Below are 18,594 nucleotides of genomic sequence, written 5' to 3'. Positions count from 1 at the left end.
CCCCGCGTCACCCCGCCGTCCCCACCACCGTCCCGACCGCCCGCAGGAAGCCGTCCACCGTCCCGCGGTCCCGCACCGCGACCCGCAACCACTCCTCGCCCAGCCCGGGGAACGTGTCCCCGCGCCGCACCGCGTACCCGAGCGCCCGCAGTTCCCGCCGCACCGCCGCCGCCGCGGGCACCCGCACCAGCACGAACGGCCCCTCCGCGGGCCCCGCCACCCGCACCCCGGCCCCCGCGAACCCCGCCAGTCCGGCCACCAGGTGCGCCCGGTCGGCGGCCACCCGGTGCGCCGCGTGCGCCGCCTCGGCCAGCGCCCGCGGCGACACGCAGGCCTCGGCCGCCGCCAGCGCGGGCGTGGACACCGGCCACAGCGGCTGGGCCCGCTCCAGTTCGCGGACGGTGTCCGGCGCGGCGAGGACGTACCCGATGCGCAGCCCCGCCAGCCCCCACGTCTTCGTCAGGCTGCGCAGCACCACCAGACCGGGCACGTCCGTCCGCCCGGCCAGGGCCTCGCGCTCGCCCGGCACCGCGTCCATGAACGCCTCGTCGACCACCAGCGTCCGACCGGGCCGGGCGAGCCCGGCGACCGCGGCGGCGGGGTGCAGCACCGACGTCGGGTTCGTCGGGTTGCCGATCACCACCAGGTCGGCGTCCTCGGGCACGGCCGCCGGATCGAGCCGGAAGCCGTCCTCCTCCCGCAGCAGCACCCGGTCGACATCGTGCCCCGCGTCCCGCAGCGCGGCCTCCGGCTCGGTGAACTGGGGGTGCACCACGACCGGCCGCCGGACCTCCAGGGCACGGGCCAGCAGCACGAAGGCCTCCGCCGCGCCCGCCGTCAGCAGCACCCGCTCGGCCGGCAGGCCGTGCCGCGCCGCCACCGCCGCCCGCGCGGCCCGGCCGTCGGGGTAGGCCGCGAGCCCGGCCAGGGACGCGGCGAGGTGCTCGCGCAGCCACGCCGGGGGCGTGTCCGCGCGGACGTTGACGGCGAGGTCGACCAGCGCCGAGCCGTCGTCGCGCACCTCCGCGTCCCCGTGGTGGCGCAGGTCGTGCCCGTCAGTGCGCATGGGAATGCGTGTGCCCTCCGTGATGGTGGTGCCCGTGGCCGTGGTCGTGGCCCTCGTCGTCGGGGTGGAAGTGCGGCTGCTGCGGCTGCCCCACCTTGTCCTCGAAGCCGGGCAGCGCGATGCGGTACACGCACGAGTCGCAGTTCATCCGCAGATCGCCCTTCACGGCCTCCGCGTACCGCTCCATCACCAGGTCCAGCAGCTCCGGCTCGGGCCCGATGACGTCCGCCGAGCGCACCTCGACCTCCGGGTGCGCGGCCGCCCACTCCTCGGTCTGGTGCCGCACCCGGTCCGGCAGGATCCCGGTGAACAGGAAGTACGGCAGGACGACGATCCGCCGCGCGCCGAGCCGCACGCACCGCTCCAGCCCGCTCGGCACGTCCGGCGCCGCCAGCGACACGAACGCGGTCTCCACACCCGCGTACCCGCGTCCCTCCCACAGCAGCCGGGCCGCCTTGTGCACCTCGGCGTTGGCGTCCGGGTCGGTCGAGCCGCGCCCCACGAGCAGCACGGTCACGTCGGCCCGGTCCCCGGGCGCGTCCCCGCCGCCCAGCGCCTCGTCCAGCCGCCGCTCCAGCACGTTCAGCAGCGCCGGGTGCGGGCCCAGCGGGCGGCCGTACGTGTAGGAGATCCCCGGGTGCCGCTCCTTCTCCCGGGCCAGCGCCGCCGGGATGTCCCCCTTGGCGTGACCGGCGGACACCAGCATCAGCGGGACGGCCGCGAACCGCCGTACGCCGCGCTCCACCAGGTCCGTCACCGCCTCGCCCAGCGGCGGCGGGGACAGCTCGATGAACCCGCCCGCCACGGGCAGTTCGGGGTGGCGGCGGCCCAGCTCCCGGACGAAGTCACGGAACGCCTCGGCCCCGGCCTCGTCCCGGGTGCCGTGGCCGGCGATGAGCAGGGCGGGCGGTGGCGTGGTCACGGGTTCTCCTCGGAGTGCGGATCGGAGTGCGAAAGGGGGGTGTACAGCAGGGCGTTGAGGGCGGCGGCGGCGACCGCCGAGCCGCCCTTCTCGGACACGTTGCTCACGGCGGGCAGGCCGCTCTCGCGCAACGCGGCCTTGGACTCGGCCGCGCCGACGAAACCGACGGGCAGGCCGATGACGAGCGCGGGGGAGGCGTCGAGGACGAGCAGCTCCTCCAGGGCGGTCGGCGCGCAGCCGATCACCCAGAGGGCGCCGGGCCCGACCTGCTCGTACGCCAGCCGGACCGCGTGCGCCGAACGCGTCAGCCCGGGACCGGCGACGGCGTCCCGGAGCCGGCAGACGGTCTCCCGCCGGGTGATGCCGGCGGCCACCATCTCCACGTCCACGACCACCGGCGCCCCGGCGTGCAGCGCGGCGTGCGCCTTCTCCGGCGCGCCCTCGTCCGTGACGAGGTCGCTCGCGTACTCCAGGTCGGCGGCGGAGTGGATCATCCGCCCACCGCCCGGGTCAGCGGCGGGAAGTGCGAGGTGTCCAGGCGGGCGCGCAGCCGCCGGAAGGACTCCTGCTCGATCGGGTGGACGACACGGTTCACTGGGGCTCCTCCTGCCAGCGGTAGCCGCGCGGCGTCACCATGCGGCCGGCGATGTCCCGGGTCGCGGTGTTGCCCACCGTCACGACCGTCATCATGTCCACCGTCGCCGGGTCGAGCAGCGCGAGCGTCGTCACCCGCGCCGTGCCGTCCGGCCGGGAGGCGTTGCGCACGACGCCCACCGGGGTCGTCGGCTCCCGGTGACCCGCGAGGATCGCGAGCGCCTTCGGCAGCTGCCAGTCCCGGCCCCGGCTGCGCGGGTTGTAGAACGTCACCACGAGGTCCGCCTCGGCCGCCGCCCGCACCCGCCGCTCGATGACCTCCCACGGCGTGTGCAGGTCCGACAGGCTGATCGACACGTGGTCGTGGCCCAGCGGCGCCCCCAGCAGCGCGGCGGCGGCCAGCGCGGCGGTCACCCCCGGCACGCCGACCACGTCGATGTCGTCGGACGCCTCGGCGAGCGCGGGGGAGGCCATGGCGTACACCCCGGCGTCCCCGCTGCCGATCAGCGCCACGGCGTGCCCGCGCCGGGCCTCGGCGACGGCCGTGCGGGCCCGCTCCTCCTCCGCGCCGAGCCCGGACTCCAGCACCCGGGTGCCGGGCCGCAGCAGGTCGCGGATCTGGTCGACGTACTGGTCGAGGCCGACGAGCACCGAGGCGCGCCGCAGTTCGGCCTTCGCGCGCGGGGTGAGCAGGTCGCGGGCGCCCGGCCCGAGCCCGACCACCGCCAGCCGGCCGCGGCCGGGCCGCCGTACGACGGCACAGGTCGCCGTCGCGGGGACACCGGCCGACTTGCGCTTGGGCACGAGGAGTTCGCCGCCGCCGGCCAGGGCGGCGGCCTCGGCGACGGACGGGGTGCCCACGGCGGCGAGGGGCGCGTCGGAGGGGTTCGGCACCGGCACCGCCGCCAGCTCCTCGGCCGGGTACGTCACCAGCGGCACGCCGAGCCGCCCGGCCGCCTCCACGATGCCCGGCTCCTCGCGCTTGGCGTCCACGGTGGCCAGCTCGGCGACGCTGCGCGCGGACAGGCCCGCGTCCCGCAGGGCCGACTCGATCACGTCGAGCACTTCCCCCGCCGGAGCGCCCTTGGACGCACCGACCCCCACCACCAGTGACGGCGGACGCAGCAGCACCTCGCGCCCGGCGGGTCCGACGGCCCGGTCCGTGAGGCGCACCGTCCAGGCGCCCCGCTCGGCGAACGGCACCGGCGGCAGCGGCCACGCCACCTCCGCGCGCAGCGCGACCGGCTCCCCGTCCAGCAGGGCCCGCGTCACGCCCGCCACGTCGCCCTCCACGGGCATGCCGAGGGTGTCGAGACCGGGGATGCCGACGGAGTCCGTCGCCGTGGTCACCACGGGCAGCGCGCCCAGCGACTCGCCCACCTCGCGGGCCAGGTCGTTGGCGCCTCCCGCGTGCCCGCCGACCAGCGGCACCGCGAACCGGCCCGCCTCGTCGACGCACACCACACCCGGGTCGGACGCCTTGTCGGACAGCAGGGGCGCGAGGAGCCGTACCACCGCGCCCGTCGCCAGGAAGCACACGAGCTGCTCGCACTCCGCGAACGCCCGCCGCACGGCGTCCCCGACGGGCCCGTCGTACACGCGCGTGCGGTCCGGCCACGCCGCGGCCAGCCGGTCGCGTGCCGCCGCCCCCGCCGCGGTGGCGGAAATGAGGCCGATCACTGGGCAACTCCTTCTTCAGGTGCTTCAAGGACTTCGGGAAACTCGGGAACCCCGGGAACTTCGAGGACCTCTTCGGGGGCTTCCGCCGGGACCGCCCCGGGAGCGGGGGCCTTGGACCCCCACAGCAGGAAGACGGGGTTGGTCGCCGCCAGCCGGGTCACGTCCCCCGGCAGCGGGGCCAGCCGCGAGGACTGCAGCAGGACGCCGTCGACGGCGAACCCGGCCTCCGTGAGCGCGGCCCGCGCCGCGGGCACCCGGTCCAGCGCGGCCATCGCCACGACCACGGTCCGCCGGGCCCGGCGCGCGCACGCCCCGACGACGGCGGGCAGTTCGCGCCCGCCACCGCCGACGAACACCGCGTCGGGATCGTCGAGCCCGGACAGCACCGCGGGCGCCTCGCCGTGCACCACGTGCACGTCGACGCCGTGCGCGGCCGCGTTGGCGCGGATCCGCCCGACGCCGTCCCCCGACCTCTCCACGGCGCTGACCGCGGCGCCCAGCCGCGCGCACTCGACCGCCACCGACCCCGAACCGGACCCCACGTCCCAGACCAGGTCGCCGGTGCGCGGTCCGAGCCGGGCCAGCGCCAGCGCCCGCACCTCGAACTTGGTGATCATCGAGTCGCGGTGCGCGAAGTCGTCCTCGTCCAGCGCCCACCCGGCGGGCCGGCGCACCGGCCCCGCCAGCGTCCGCACGGGACCGGACGCCCGCGCCTCGTCCAGGCACAGCACGACGCTCACCGCCGTCCCCCAGTCGCGGGCCGCCGCCTCGGCGGGTGTGACCCGCTCCACGCGCTCGCGCGCCGGGTCGCCCAGCGCCGAGGCGACGACGAGGACCCGGCCGGAAGCGGCCCGCGCCAGCGCGGCGCCCAGCTCGGCGGGACCCGCACCGGGCCCGGTCAGCACGGCCACCTTCGGATGCGCCCGGCACACCTGGACCGCCGTCCGCGGATCCCGCCCGTGCGCGCTGACGACGACGGCGTCCTCCCAGGTCAGCCCGAGCCGCGCGAACGCGGTGGCGACCGAGGACACCCCCGGCACCACCTCCAGCCGGTCCGCGCCGAACCGCTCGGCGAGCGCCCGCACGATCCCGAAGAACCCCGGGTCCCCGGACGCCAGCACCACCACCCGCCGCCCCCGGGCGACGTACCGCTCGATGCCGTCGAGCGCGGGCGCCAGCGGCCCCAGCACGATCCGCTCGGCGCCCTCCGGCAGCTCCGCGGCGTCCAGGTGGCGGCGTCCGCCGACGACGAGGTCCGCGCCCGCCGCCACCGCCGCGGGGACGGGCGTTCCGGTCCCCGTGCCGACGACGGTGATCGGACGGCTCACGTACGGGCACCCCGTTCGCGCAGGGCCCTGCGGGCCTCGGGGTCGGCCCTGCGGTGGCCGTGGAAGTGACCGGGGTGGTAGAGGTGCGAGCGGGTGCCGTGCGCGGCGAGCGCCGGGCCGACCAGGAACAGCGTGTGCTTCCACAGCCTGTGCTCCTTGACCGTCTCCTCCAGCGTGCCGATCGTGCACCGCACGACCAGCTCCTCCGGCCAGGTGACCTGGTGGGCGACGACGACAGGCGTCGCGGTCGGGTAGCCGCCCTCCAGCAGCTCCCGCACCAGCTGCCCGCTGCGCGCTGCCGACAGGAAGAGCGCCATCGTCGTGCCGTGCCGGGCGAACTCCCGCACCTCCTCGCCGGGCGGCATGGGCGTCTTGCCGCCGCCGAGCCGGGTGAGGATCACCGACTGCGCCACCTCGGGGATCGTCAGCTCGCGCCGGGCCAGCGCGGCGACCGCGGAGAAGGAGGACACGCCGGGCACGATCTCGGTGGCGATGCCGATCTCGTCGCAACGGTCCATCTGCTCCTGCGTGCCGCCCCACAGGGCGGGGTCGCCGGAGTGGATCCGGGCGACCGCGAGACCGTCCCGGTGCGCCCGTTCGTAGACGGCGACGACGTCCTCCAGGGACATGGTCGCCGAATCGAGGATCTCCGCGCCCTCCCGCGCGTGCTCCAGCACCTCCGCCTGGACCAGGCTCGCGGCCCAGATCACGACATCGGCCTCGGCGATGGCGCGGGCGGCGCGGAAGGTCAGCAGGTCGGCGGCGCCGGGACCGGCGCCGACGAAGGTCACCTTGCCGGCGGGGGCGCCGGTGGGGGCGTCGGCCATGTGTTCGGGTCCTCTCATGACGGGGTGGAGTGCGGGGCGGCACAGGGGTGGTGGTGAAGGTGCGGGGCCGGGGCCCGATCGGATACGAAGGGCACATGGCGGTGTTCGTCGCGCTCGGCGCGTTCCTGATGACGTTGGCCGGCGGCTGGACCGCACAGCGCGTGACCGACCGCCGTCACCTGGTGCTGGGCCTGGCCGGGGGCCTGATGCTCGGCGTGGTCGGCCTGGACCTGCTGCCGGAGGCCCTGGAGGCGGCCGGCACGGAGGTCTTCGGCGTGCCCGCCGCACTGCTGCTGTTCGTGGCGGGCTTCCTGCTGGCCCATCTGGTGGAACGCCTGCTGGCCCACCGGCAGGCCTCGCACGGCGCCGGCGAACACGACGGCCGCAGCCCCCAGGTGGGCCTCACGGCGGCCGCGGCGATGGTCGGTCACAGCGCCATGGACGGCGTCGCGATCGGCGCGGCCTTCCAGGTCGGCGGCGGCATGGGCACGGCCGTCGCCCTGGCCGTCGTCGCCCACGACTTCGCGGACGGCTTCAACACGTACACCCTCACCAGCCTTTACGGGAACGACCGCCGCAGAGCCCTCGCCATGCTGGTCGCGGACGCGGCCGCCCCGGTCGTCGGCGCCGCCTCCACCACGTTCGTCACCATCCCCGAGCCGCTCCTCGGCGGCTACCTCGGCTTCTTCGCCGGCGGACTGCTCTACCTGGCGGCGGCCGAGATCCTCCCCGAGGCCCACCACGAACACCCCGCCCGCTCGACGGTGCTGTGCACGATCGCGGGCGCGGCCTTCATCTGGCTGGTGGTCGGCGTGGCACAGTGAACCGGCCGGCACCCGGCGACCCCCGCCGACAGCGACCCCGCCGACAGCGGCACCGGTGGCCGGCGAGCCCGCGGCCGGCGGGCGGTGCGCGGTGGCCGGCGAGCCCGCGGCCGGCCGTCGCCGGGACCGCGTCGCCGGGCCGCTGACCGGCTCGTGGCGCGGCCGCGCCACCGGCCCGGCGGCCCGCGCGCGGCGAGCACCGTCGGGCGAGGCGGCGGCCGGCTCGTGCACGGGCCGGGAGAGCGGAGGGGAGAGCGGAGAGGGCTGGGCGGACGGGGCCGGGGACGGCCCGCGGACCGCCCCGGCGGCCGCCTCCGGGGCGGGACGTCTCACAGCTTGCCGCCCCGTCCGCCGTCGCGCCGGGCGGGCGCGATGAGCGTCGACAGGTAGGGGAGCGGCTCCCCGGCCAGCTCGGCCGCGGGCCGGATCGACTCCCCGTCCAGCCCGAGCGCCGATCCCCACACCGCGTCCTGGAGCCGCCCGGTCTCGCGCAGCGCCTCCGCGACCTCGGCGGCCTGCCGGCCGAACTTGTAGGCCACGACGGTGCCGGGCCCGGCCAGGGCCTCCTCGAGCACGGCCGACCCCGCCGTCACGGGCACCAGCGTCAACGGCTCCGTCCCCTCGGTCAGCACGGCCCCCGACCGCGCCGCGAGGTCCTGCATGGCGGTGATCCCGGGCACCGTCTCCACGACGGTGCCCGGCACCAGCTCCCCGACGGTCTGGGCGAGGTACGTGAACGTCGAGTACACGTTCGGGTCGCCGATGGTGGCGAAGGCGACGGAGCCGTACCGCGCGAGCAGCCCCGCCACCCGCTCCCCGGCGACGTCCCAGGCGGACTCCCGCCGGCCCCGGTCGGTCCGCTCGTTCAGCGCGAACGCCACCCGTACGACCTTCTCCGCGGGCACGTAGTGGAGCACCGTGGCCTCGGCGCGCCCCCGCTCCGCGCCCGCCGTCCCGTCGGGCGCGGCCATCACGGGGACGACGACCACGTCGGCGGCCCGCAGCGCGTTGACGCCCTTCACGGTCACCAGTTCCGGGTCCCCGGGACCGACCCCGACTCCGATCAGCCTGCTGCTCATGACGTCCGGCACCTCTCCACGAACCGACGGGCCGCACCGGGCGACGACGCCCAGTGCGTGTGCAGGTAACTCGCGTGCACACCGCGCTCCACAAAACCTTCGACCCGCTTCACGGGCGCGAGCAGCCCCCAGGCGGGAGCCGCCCCGGCGCCCGGCTCGACGACGGTCCGGTGGAACTCGTGCCCCCGCGTCCGCGTCCCCGCCGCGGCGAGCACGCTGTCGCCCACCGCGACGGCGTCCCGGTAGCCGAGGGTGAGCCGCTCGGTCATCCGCGCCGTGGCGTCGAGCACCCCGCACATGGGCCGCCCGTCCAGCTCCCGGCACAGGTACAGCAGTCCCGCGCACTCGGCGGCCACGGGAGCCCCACCGCGGGCGAGTTCGGCGACGGCCTTGCGCAGCGGCTCGTTGGCGGACAGCTCACGGGCGTACACCTCGGGGAAACCCCCGCCGACGACCAGCCCGGCCGTTCCCTCGGGCAGCTCCTCGTCCCGCAGGGGATCGAAGGTGACGACCTCGGCCCCGGCGGCGGAGAGCAGCTCGGCGTGCTCGGCGTAGGAGAACGTGAAGGCCGCCCCGCCGGCGAGCGCGACGACCGGCCCGTCCGGCGCCGCACCGGAGCCCGCGCGCGAGGGGGCCGAGGCCCCACCCGTGCCCCCGTCCGCGTCCAGGGAGGAGCACAGCGCCTCACCCGCGTCCCACGCCGTGCCCGCCGGCGTCCCCGCGCTCCGCGCCAGCGCGGCCAGCGCCTCCAGATCACACCCGGCCGAGACCTGCGCCGCCATGGCGGCCACCGCCTCCACCGCCTGCGCCCCGCGCTCGGCCACCGGCACCAGCCCCAGGTGCCGCGACGGCGTCTCCACCGGCGCGGACCGCCGCAGCGCGCCCAGCACCGGCACCCCCACCGACTCGAGCGCCTCCCGCAGCGACGCCTCGTGCCGGTCGGAGGCGACCTTGTTCAGGATCACGCCCCCGACGCGCACCTGCGGGTCCCACGACACGAACCCGTGCACCAGCGCCGCCACCGACCGCGACTGCGACGACGCGTCCACCACCAGCACCACCGGCGCCCGCAGCAGCTTCGCCACCTGCGCCGTGGACGCCAGCTCACCGCGCCCCGCGGCCCCGTCGTACAGCCCCATCACGCCCTCGACGACGGCGATGTCGCACCCGCGCGCCCCGTGCAGGAACAGCGGAGCCACCAGCTCCGGCCCGCACAGGTACGCGTCGAGGTTGCGCCCCACCCGCCCGGTGGCGAGCGCGTGGTACCCGGGGTCGATGTAGTCCGGTCCCACCTTGTGCGGGGACACGGCGAGCCCCCGCGCGGCGAACGCGGCCATCAGCCCCGTGGCGACGGTGGTCTTGCCGCTGCCCGACGAGGGCGCGGCGACGACCAGCCGCGGGACGGAGGACGTCACCACTCGATGCCCCTCTGCCCCTTCTGCCCCACGTCCATCGGGTGCTTGACCTTGGACATGTCGGTGACGAGATCGGCGAGGTCCACGAGCTTCTCCGGCGCGTTCCGCCCGGTGATCACGACGTGCTGGGTGCCGGGCCGCTCCCGCAGCACCTCCACCACCTCGTCGGTGTCGATCCACCCCCAGTGCATCGGGTACGCGAACTCGTCCAGCACGTACAGCCGGTACGTCTCGGCGGCCAGGTCCCGCTTGACCTGCTCCCAGCCCTCGCGGGCCTTCTCCTCGTTGTCCAGCTGCGCGTCCCGCTGGACCCAGGACCAGCCCTCGCCCATCTTGTGCCAGGCGACGGTCCCGCCCTCACCGGAGTCCCCGAGCACCCGCAGCGCCCGCTCCTCGCCGACCTTCCACTTCGCCGACTTGACGAACTGGAACACCCCGATGGGCCACCCCTGGTTCCAGGCCCGCAGCGCCAGCCCGAACGCGGCCGTCGACTTGCCCTTGCCGACGCCGGTGTGCACGACGACCAGCGCCCGGTTGCGTCGCTGACGGGTCGTCAGTCCGTCGTCCGGTACGGTACTCGGCTGTCCCTGCGGCATTACGCGGCCCTCCTCGAAGTCCCCTGCACGTCCCTGACCAGCCCGGCGATCGAGTCGGCCCGCAACTCGTCGAGCGTGACGGCGCTGCCGCCCAGTTCCTGCGCGAGCCGCCCGGCGAGCCCCAGCCGCACCGGCCCCGACTCGCAGTCCACGACCACCGACGCGACCCCGTCGGCCGCGAACAGCCGCGCCGCCCGCCCGGCGAGGGCCACGGGCTCGGGCCCGCCGGTCGCCCGCCCGTCCGTCACCACGACCACCAGCGGCCGCCGGACGGAGTCCCGCAGCCGCTCCACCCGCAGCACGTCGTGCGCGCGGAGCAGTCCGGCCGCCAGCGGCGTACGGCCACCGGTCGGCAGCGACTCCAGCCGGGCCGCCGCCGCGTCCACGGACGAGGTCGGCGGCAGCGCCACGTCGGCGGCCGACCCTCGGAACGTCACCAGCCCCACCTTGTCCCGCCGCTGGTAGGCGTCGAGCAGCAGCGACAGCACGGCACCCTTCACGGCGCTCATCCGCTGCCGCGCGGCCATGGAACCGGAGGCGTCGACCACGAACAGCACGAGATTGCCCTCGCGCCCCTCCTTCACCGCCTGCCGCAGATCGTCACGGCGCACGACCAGCCCGCGCCCGGAGCGCCCGCGCGCCCGCTGGTGCGGCGCCGCCGCCCGCACGGTCGCCGCCAGGTGCAGCTTGGTCAGCGCCCCCCGGGGCCGCCGGGACCCGGTGGTCCGCCCCTGCTCGGTCCGCGCCCGCGACCGCCGCCCGGCGGCTCCCTCCCCGATGCCGGGCACGCTCAGCGCCTTGGTCCGGAAGGGCTCGCCGGCCCGCGCCGGCCGCTGCTCACCGGCACCGGCCCCCGAGGTCTGCGGCTCGCCGCCCTCCCCGGCCTCGGGCCGCGCCCCCGCGTCACCGCCCTCGGGCCCCTCCGACGGCGGCTGCCCGCCGCCGCCCCCGTCCGGCCCGTCCGGACCGGGATCGGGATCGGGGTCGGGGTCCTCGTCGTCGGACCCGCCGAACTCCTCCAGCGTCTCGTCGAGCCTGTCCTCGTCGAGCCCGGGCGCGTCGAACGGGTTGCGGCGCCGCCGGTGCGGCAGCGCGAGCAGCGCGGCCTGCCGGACGTCCTCCGCAAGCACCTCGGTCCGCCCGGCCCACGCCGCCAGCGCGGTGGCCGTCCGGGCCATCACGATGTCGGCCCGCATCCCGTCGACCTCGAAGGCCGCGCAGGTCGCCGCGATCTGCCGCAGCGCCCCGTCGCCCAGCCGCACCGACGGCAGCAGCTCGCGCGCCGCCACGATCCGCGCCCGTACGGCGGTCTCCTCGTCGGCCCACCGGGCGGCGAAGGCCGCGGGGTCGTCGTCGTACGCCAGCCGCCGCCGGACGACCTCCACCCGCTGGTCGGGCTCCCGGGAGGCGGCGACCTCCACGGTCAGCCCGAACCGGTCGAGCAGCTGCGGCCGCAGCTCGCCCTCCTCCGGGTTCATGGTCCCGACCAGCAGGAACCGCGCCGCGTGCCGCACGGAGACGCCCTCGCGCTCGACGTAGGAGGCTCCCATGGCGGCGGCATCCAGCAGAACGTCGATGAGGTGGTCATGGAGCAGGTTGACCTCGTCGACGTACAGGATGCCCCGGTTCGACGCGGCGAGCAGACCTGGCTCGAAGGCCTTCACGCCTTCTGTCAGCGCCCGCTCGATGTCGAGCGCGCCCACCAGCCGGTCCTCGGAGGCGCCGACCGGCAACTCGACCATCCGCGCCGGGCGTTCGGCCCCGGGCCCCGGCTCGTGCGGCCCGTCCGGGCACGCGGGGTCCGGCGCCGCGGGATCGCAGGAGAACCGGCATCCCGGGACCACGGCGACCGCCGGCAGCAGCACCGAGAGGGCCCGCACGGCGGTGCTCTTCGCGGTCCCTTTCTCGCCGCGCACCAGCACCCCGCCGACGGCCGGGCTCACGGCGTTGAGGAGCAGCGCCAGCCGCAGGTCGTCCTGTCCGACGACGGCGGTGAACGGGAACGGGGTACTCACTGGTCGTCACCCTCCAGGTCGCCTTCCAGCTCCAGGTAGGTCGCCCGGAGCCGTTCGATCGTGTCCGCGTCCGGCTCCGCCCACAGCCCGCGGTCCGCCGCCTCCAGCAGCCGCTCGGTGATGCCGCGCAGCGCCCACGGGTTGGACTTCCTCATGAAGTCCCGGTTCTCCGGGTCGAAGACGTACTCGGCGCTGAGCTTCTCGTACATCCAGTCGTCGACCACGCCCGCCGTGGCGTCGTAGCCGAAGAGGTAGTCCACGGTCGCCGCCATCTCGAAGGCGCCCTTGTAGCCGTGCCGTCGCATCGCGGCCATCCAGCGCGGGTTGACCACCCGGGCGCGGAACACCCGGTGGGTCTCCTCGCCCAGCGTCCGGGTCCTCACCTGGTCGGGAGTGGCCGAGTCGCCGACGTACGCCTCGGGGGAGGCGCCCGTCAGATGGCGCACCATGGCGACCATGCCGCCGTGGTACTGGAAGTAGTCGTCCGCATCCGCGATGTCATGTTCGCGCGTGTCCACGTTCTTCGCCGCGACCGCGATCCGCCGGAACGCCGTCTCCATGTCGCCGCGCGCCGCCCGCCCGTCGAGCCCGCGCCCGTAGGCGTAGCCGCCCCACACCGCGTACACCTCGGCGAGGTCCGCGTCCGAGCGCCAGTTGCGGGCGTCGATCAGCGGCAGCAGTCCGGCGCCGTACGCGCCCGGCTTGGAGCCGAAGACGCGGGCCGTCGCCCGGCGCCGGTCGCCGTGCTCGGCGGTGTCCTCGTCGGCGTGCGCCTTCACGTAGTTCACGTCGGCCGGCTCGTCCAGCTCGGCCACCGCCCGCACCGCGTCGTCGATCAGGCCGACGACGTGCGGGAACGCGTCGCGGAAGAACCCGGAGATGCGGACCGTGACGTCGATGCGGGGCCGGCCCAGTTCCGCCGCCGGCACGATCTCGAAGCCGGTCACCCGGCGCGAGGCGTCGTCCCACACCGGGCGGCAGCCCAGCAGCGCGAGGATCTCGGCGATGTCGTCGCCCTGGGTGCGCATGGCCGAGGTGCCCCACACCGTCAGGCCGACCGACTTCGGGTACGCGCCGGTGTCCGTCAGGTACCGCTGCACGAGGGAGTCGGCGAGGGACTGGCCGACCTCCCAACTCAGGCGGGACGGGATGGCCTTGGGGTCGACCGAGTAGAAGTTGCGGCCGGTCGGCAGCACGTTGACCAGCCCGCGCGTCGGCGAGCCGGACGGGCCGGCGGGGACGTAACCCCCGTTCAGCGCGTGCAGGATGTGCCCGATCTCGTCGGTGGTCCGCTCCAGCCGGGGCACGACCTCCGTGCAGGCGAACTCCACCACCGCGACGGCGTCGGCGAGTTCGGTGCCCAGCACCTCCCGGACGAGCGCCCGGCTCTCACCGGCCGCCCACCCCCGCGCCTCCATGCCCTCCGCGATCCGCCGGCACAGCTGCTCCAGCAGGTCGATCGCGTCGGCGGCGCTGCGCGACGGCCCCGGCACCAGCTCCGTCAGCTCCACCGGCACCTTGACCGGCGCCCCCGGCTCGGCGAGCAGCTCCTTCTCGGCCAGCCCGAAGTGCTCGGCCAGGCAGGCCCGCAGGCCCGGCAGCGCGTTCGCCCGCCCGCCCCACACCTGCGAGGCCCGCAGCACGGCCAGCACCAGGTTCACGCGCGGCTCGCCCACCGGCCCGCCGCCCAGGACGTGCAGGCCGTCGCGGATCTGCACGTCCTTGATCTCGCACAGGTAGCCGTCGATGTGCATGACGAACTCGTCGAACGCCTCGTCGTCCGGCTGGTCGTCGACGTGCAGGTCGTGGTGGAGCTCGGCGGCCTTCACCAGCGTCCAGATCTGCGCCCGCACGGCCGGCGCCTTGGCCGGGTCCAGGTCGGAGACGAGCGCGTACTCGTCGAGGAGCTGCTCCAGCTTGGCCAGGTCGCCGTAGGTGTCGGCGCGCGCCATCGGCGGCACCAGGTGGTCGACGACGGTGGCGTGCCCGCGCCGCTTGGCCTGCGTGCCCTCGCCGGGGTCGTTGACGATGAACGGGTAGATCAGCGGGAGTTCACCGAGCACGGCGTCGGGGGCGCAGCCCCCGCTCAGGCCCAGCCCCTTGCCCGGCAGCCACTCCATCGTGCCGTGCTTGCCCATGTGGACGATCGCGTCGGCGCCGAAACCGTTCTCCAGCCAGCGGTAGGCGGCCATGTAGTGGTGCGACGGCGGCATGTCGGGGTCGTGGTAGATCGCGATCGGGTTCTCGCCGAAGCCGCGCGGCGGCTGGATCATCACGACGACGTTCCCGAACCGCAGGGACGCCAGCACGATGTCGTCGCCGTCGACGTACAGGCCGCCCGGCGGCTCGCCCCACGCGTCCAGCATGCCCTGCCTGAGGTCCGCGTCGAGCCGGTCGAACCAGGCCCGGTAGTCGGCCAGCGGCACCCGGGCGGGCGCGGCGGCGAGCTGCTCCTCGGTCAGCCACTCGACGTCGTGGCCGCCGGCCTCGATCAGCCGGTGGATCAGCTCGTCGCCGTTGTCGGGGTACTCGGTGAGGGAGTAGCCGGCCGCCTTCAGCGCGTCCAGCACCCGGACGGCGGAGGCGGGTGTGTCGAGGCCGACCGCGTTGCCGACCCGCGAGTGCTTGGTGGGGTAGGCGGTGAAGACGAGCGCGAGCTTCTTGTCGGCGTTCGCCTTGTGCTTCAGCCGGGCGTGCCGTACGGCGATCCCGGCGACGCGCGCGGCCCGCTCGGGGTCGGCGACGTACACCGGGACGTCGTCGGGGCCCTGCTCCTTGAAGGAGAAGGGGACGGTGATCAGCCGTCCGTCGAACTCGGGGATCGCGACCTGCATCGCCGCGTCCATCGGGGACAGGGCGGCGTCGGAGGCGTCCCAGGCGGCCCTCGACGAGGTCAGGCACAGCCCCTGCAGGACGGGCACGTCGAGGTCGGCGAGCGCCCCGATGTCCCAGGCCTCCTCGTCGCCGCCGGCCGACGCCTGCGAGGCGTGGGTGCCGCCCGCGGCCAGCACGGTGGCGACCAGGGTGTCCGCCGTGCCGAGGATCTCGTACAGGCCGGGGTCGGCGTCGCGCAGCGAACCGCAGTACACCGGGAGGGCGTTGGCGCCCGTCGCCTCGATCGCGTCGCACAGCGTGTCCACGAAGGCGGTGTTGCCGCTCAGCTCGTGCGCCCGGTAGAAGAGCACGCCGACGGTCGGCCGGCCCTCCCGGAGCTCCCGGTCCCCGTGGACGCCGTGCGCGGGCATCGGCCGCGGCTCCTCGAAGCCCTCGCCCGTCAGCAGGACGGTGTCCGAGAGGAACCGGGCCAGCTCGGTGAGGTTGGCGGGGCCGCCCTCGACGAGGTACCGGAGCGCCTCCGCCACCACGCCGGCCGGCACGGACGACTCGGCCATCAGCTCCGCGTCCGGCACGGCCTCCCCGCCCAGCAGGACGGTGGGGACGCCGGACGCCTTCAGCGCGGCGAGCCCGTCCTCCCAGGCCCGCTTCCCGCCGAGCAGCCGTACGACGGCGACGTCCGCGCCCTCGATCAGGCCCGGCAGGTCCTGTGCGACGTCCACGCGGGTCGGGTTGCCGATCCGGTACGAGGCGCCGTCGGCGGCCCGGGCCGCCAGCAGGTCGGTGTCGGCGGTGGACAACAACAACACTGTGCTCATGCGGGCGCTCCCGGTGGGATGAAGGGCAGTCCTTGCGGCGCGCCCGACTCGATGAGCCGCCACAGCGCGTCCGTGTCCGCGTGCTGTTCGATCAGGTCGCCGAGCCGGTCGAGCTGCTCCTCGCGCAGCGCGGCGAAGGAGGTGTCGGCGGCCGGCACGAAGCGGCGGCCCGCGGCGGCCGCCACCTCCCGCAGGAACGCCCGGCGGAATCCGTCCGACTCCAGGGAGCCGTGCCAGTGGGTGCCCCAGGTCTGGCCGACCCGGCAGCCGTCCAGGCTGTGCCCCTCGTCATCGCGGAGGAACGCCTCGCCCCCGGTGACGTCGGCGACCCCGTGATGGATCTCGTACCCCTCGACCCGTTCGCCGAGGGCCTCGCCGGCCGGCCGGGTGAGGGTCTTCTCGCGGGCGAACCGCACCCGGACGGGGAGGACGCCGAGCCCCGCGACCTCGCCGGCGCGCGACTCGACCTCGTCCTCGATGCGCTCGCCGAGGATCTGGAAGCCGCCGCAGACGCCCAGCACGGGCCGCCGCTCGGCGACCCTGCGCAGGATCGCGTCCGCCAGCCCGCGCTCCCGCAGCCACTCCAGCGCGCGCACCGTCCCGCGGGTCCCGGGGATCACCACGAGGTCGGCGTCGGCCAGTTCCTCCGGCCGGTCCACGAACCGCACGACGACGCCCGGCTCGGCGGCCAGCGCGTCCACGTCGGTGAAGTTGGACATCAGCGGGACCGCGCAGACGGCGACCCGCAGCACGTCCTCGCCGACGGGCGGGGCGGTGTTCGACTCCCGGACGGTACCGCGCAGCGACACCCGCAGTCCGTCCTCCTCGTCGATGCCGAGGCCGTGCCGGAAGGGCAGGACGCCGTAGGTGTGCCGCCCGGTGAGCCCGTGGAGCATGTCGAGCCCCGGTTCCAGCAGGCTCACGTCCCCCCGGAACTTGTTGACCAGGAACCCCGCGACCAGTGCCTGGTCCTCGGGGGAGAGCAGCGCGACGGTGCCGAAGAAGGAGGCGAAGACCCCGCCGCGGTCGATGTCGCCGACGACGAGCACGGGGAGCCGCGCGTTGCGGGCGATCCCCATGTTCACGATGTCGGTCCGCCGCAGGTTGATCTCGGCGGGACTGCCCGCCCCCTCACAGATCACCGCGTCATACGTGCCCCGCAACTCGGCGAGACAGTCGAGGACGGTCCCGAGGAGTTCCTCCCGCCGTCCGCCGCGCAGCCCGCCCCTGGAGGACGATCCGCCGGGCTCCCCGGGCCTCCCGGGCTCCCCGGTCTCCCCGAAGAAGCCGCGCGCGCTCATCTCGCCGACCGGCTTGCCGAGCAGCACGACCTGGCTGCTCCGCTCGCCGCCCGGCTTGAGCAGCACCGGGTTCATCAGCGCCGTCGGCTCGATGCGGCAGGCCTGCGCCTGCATGGCCTGCGCGCGCCCGATCTCGGCGCCCTCGCGGGTCACGAACGAGTTGAGGGACATGTTCTGCGCCTTGAAGGGCGCCACCCGGACGCCCTGCCGCACCAGCCACCGGCAGATCCCGGCCGTGACGACGCTCTTGCCGGCGTCCGAGGTGGTGCCGGCGACGAGGAGACCCCCGCTCATGACGTACGCCCCTTCACTCCCGCCGCGAGGATCCTCGCGGCGACGACGCGCGCGGCGACGGTGGCGCCGAGCGCGAGCAGGCCGACGCGGCGGGAGAGCCGCGCGGCACGTTCGATGTCGCGGGCCTCGACGGGCCGCCCCCGCCCGCCGTTCAGCACGGGCCGGTGCTCGACGCGTCCGCCGTACGACAGCGTCCCGCCCAGCCGCACCCCGAGGGCGCCGGCGAACGAGGCCTCCACGGGACCGGCGTTGGGGCTGGGATGCCTGCGCGCGTCGGCCCGCCAGGCCCGCACCGCCCCGCGCGGATCGTCACCGGCGACGGCGGCCAGGACGGCGGTCAGCCGTGCCCCCGGCCAGCCGGCGACGTCGTCGAGCCGGGCCGACGCCCATCCGAAGCGCAGGTGGCGCGGCGAGCGGTGGCCGACCATGGCGTCCAGGGTGTTGACGGCCCGGAACCCGAGCAGCCCCGGCACGCCGCCGACGGCCCCCCACACCAGGGCGCCCACGACCGCGTCGGAGGTGTTCTCGGCGACGGACTCGACGACCGCGCGGGCGATCCCGTCGGCGTCCAGGGACTGCGGGTCCCGCCCGCACAGGTGCGGCAGCCGTGCCCGCGCGGCCTCGACGTCCCCCGCCTCCAGGGCCCGCCCGACGGTCCGGGCCTCCCGTACCAGCGAGGTCCCGCCGACGACGGCCCACGCGGCGGCTGCGGTCAGCGTGACGGAGGCGGCGGGGGAGCGGCGTGCGGCACGGGCGGCGAGGGCCCCGAGGGCCACGGCGCCGCCGGCGCACACGGCGGTGTGCAGGGCGCCCCACCCGCGGTGGTCCCGCCACAGCACCCGCTCCACGCCGGCCGCGGCCCGCCCGAACACGGCGACCGGATGCCCCCGGCGCGGATCGCCGAGGAGCAGGTCCCCCAGGAGGCCGGCGGCGGCACCGTACGCGTAGTGGCGATCGGTACCCATCGGCTCAGCCGGCCGACGGGCCGGGCAGTGACCTG

Annotated in this window: 13 protein-coding genes and 1 pseudogene; 1 reads left to right on the top strand and 13 read right to left on the bottom strand. The window is 76.0% G+C overall.

All coding sequences use genetic code 11. The features are described from left to right. Window positions 1-7: 7 nt before the first annotated feature. The 6 genes and pseudogenes from cobC to cobM all read right to left on the bottom strand — a co-directional run bounded on the left by cobC (window position 8) and on the right by cobM (window position 6,417). Entirely contained in the window at window positions 8-1,066 is a 1,059-nt protein-coding gene (cobC, locus tag ACZ5FU_RS23145; RefSeq protein ID WP_451528018.1) for an Rv2231c family pyridoxal phosphate-dependent protein CobC, read from the bottom strand. Beyond that, window positions 1,056-1,988 carry a sirohydrochlorin chelatase gene (locus ACZ5FU_RS23140; RefSeq protein ID WP_451528019.1) on the bottom strand — a complete coding sequence of 311 codons (933 nt, stop codon included), beginning with the start codon at window positions 1,986-1,988 and terminating at the stop codon, window positions 1,056-1,058. The genes cobC and ACZ5FU_RS23140 overlap by 11 nt, the downstream gene beginning before the upstream one ends. After that, window positions 1,985-2,583: pseudogene (locus ACZ5FU_RS23135) on the bottom strand (precorrin-8X methylmutase). The gene ACZ5FU_RS23140 and the pseudogene ACZ5FU_RS23135 overlap by 4 nt, the downstream one beginning before the upstream one ends. Then, window positions 2,580-4,262: a precorrin-3B C(17)-methyltransferase gene (cobJ, locus tag ACZ5FU_RS23130; protein ID WP_451528020.1), complete on the bottom strand. Its 1,683-nt coding sequence runs from the start codon at window positions 4,260-4,262 to the stop codon at window positions 2,580-2,582. The pseudogene ACZ5FU_RS23135 and the gene cobJ overlap by 4 nt, the downstream one beginning before the upstream one ends. Beyond that, window positions 4,259-5,590: a precorrin-6y C5,15-methyltransferase (decarboxylating) subunit CbiE gene (gene cbiE, locus ACZ5FU_RS23125; protein WP_469046524.1), complete on the bottom strand. Its 1,332-nt coding sequence runs from the start codon at window positions 5,588-5,590 to the stop codon at window positions 4,259-4,261. Before cbiE ends, cobJ begins: the two co-directional genes overlap by 4 nt. Then, a complete protein-coding gene (cobM, locus tag ACZ5FU_RS23120; RefSeq protein WP_451528022.1) occupies window positions 5,587-6,417 on the bottom strand; it encodes a precorrin-4 C(11)-methyltransferase in 831 nt (276 codons plus the stop codon). Before cobM ends, cbiE begins: the two co-directional genes overlap by 4 nt. A 95-nt stretch (window positions 6,418-6,512) precedes the next feature. Here cobM and ACZ5FU_RS23115 point away from each other — a divergent pair, with 95 nt between their 5' ends. Continuing rightward, entirely contained in the window at window positions 6,513-7,241 is a 729-nt protein-coding gene (locus tag ACZ5FU_RS23115) for a ZIP family metal transporter (protein ID WP_451528023.1), read from the top strand. 329 nt (window positions 7,242-7,570) lie between these two features. Here ACZ5FU_RS23115 and cobI read toward each other — a convergent pair whose 3' ends face one another. The 7 genes from cobI to ACZ5FU_RS23080 are packed head-to-tail and all read right to left on the bottom strand — an operon-like array spanning window position 7,571 to window position 18,559. Then, window positions 7,571-8,320 carry a precorrin-2 C(20)-methyltransferase gene (gene cobI, locus ACZ5FU_RS23110; protein WP_451528024.1) on the bottom strand — a complete coding sequence of 250 codons (750 nt, stop codon included), beginning with the start codon at window positions 8,318-8,320 and terminating at the stop codon, window positions 7,571-7,573. Beyond that, a complete protein-coding gene (locus ACZ5FU_RS23105) occupies window positions 8,317-9,738 on the bottom strand; it encodes a cobyrinate a,c-diamide synthase (RefSeq protein ID WP_469046522.1) in 1,422 nt (473 codons plus the stop codon). Before ACZ5FU_RS23105 ends, cobI begins: the two co-directional genes overlap by 4 nt. After that, a complete protein-coding gene (gene cobO / locus ACZ5FU_RS23100) occupies window positions 9,732-10,331 on the bottom strand; it encodes a cob(I)yrinic acid a,c-diamide adenosyltransferase (RefSeq protein ID WP_469046521.1) in 600 nt (199 codons plus the stop codon). The genes ACZ5FU_RS23105 and cobO overlap by 7 nt, the downstream gene beginning before the upstream one ends. Beyond that, window positions 10,331-12,346 (bottom strand): putative cobaltochelatase, encoded by a 2,016-nt coding sequence (locus ACZ5FU_RS23095; RefSeq protein ID WP_451528027.1) that lies wholly within the window; start codon window positions 12,344-12,346, stop codon window positions 10,331-10,333. The genes cobO and ACZ5FU_RS23095 overlap by 1 nt, the downstream gene beginning before the upstream one ends. Further along, complete coding sequence (cobN, locus tag ACZ5FU_RS23090; RefSeq protein WP_469046519.1) at window positions 12,343-15,999, bottom strand: cobaltochelatase subunit CobN; 3,657 nt, start codon at window positions 15,997-15,999, stop codon at window positions 12,343-12,345. Before cobN ends, ACZ5FU_RS23095 begins: the two co-directional genes overlap by 4 nt. After that, a complete protein-coding gene (locus ACZ5FU_RS23085) occupies window positions 15,996-17,594 on the bottom strand; it encodes a cobyric acid synthase (RefSeq protein WP_469046517.1) in 1,599 nt (532 codons plus the stop codon). The genes cobN and ACZ5FU_RS23085 overlap by 4 nt, the downstream gene beginning before the upstream one ends. Continuing rightward, window positions 17,591-18,559, bottom strand: a complete 969-nt coding sequence (locus ACZ5FU_RS23080; RefSeq protein WP_468837522.1) for a cobalamin biosynthesis protein — start codon at window positions 18,557-18,559, stop codon at window positions 17,591-17,593. The genes ACZ5FU_RS23085 and ACZ5FU_RS23080 overlap by 4 nt, the downstream gene beginning before the upstream one ends. Window positions 18,560-18,594 lie beyond the last annotated feature (35 nt).

Source organism: Streptomyces sp. NPDC031554, from assembly GCF_055580685.1.
The sequence above is the reverse complement of the archived record's forward strand: the minus strand, read 5'-3'. Positions and strand labels throughout refer to the sequence as shown.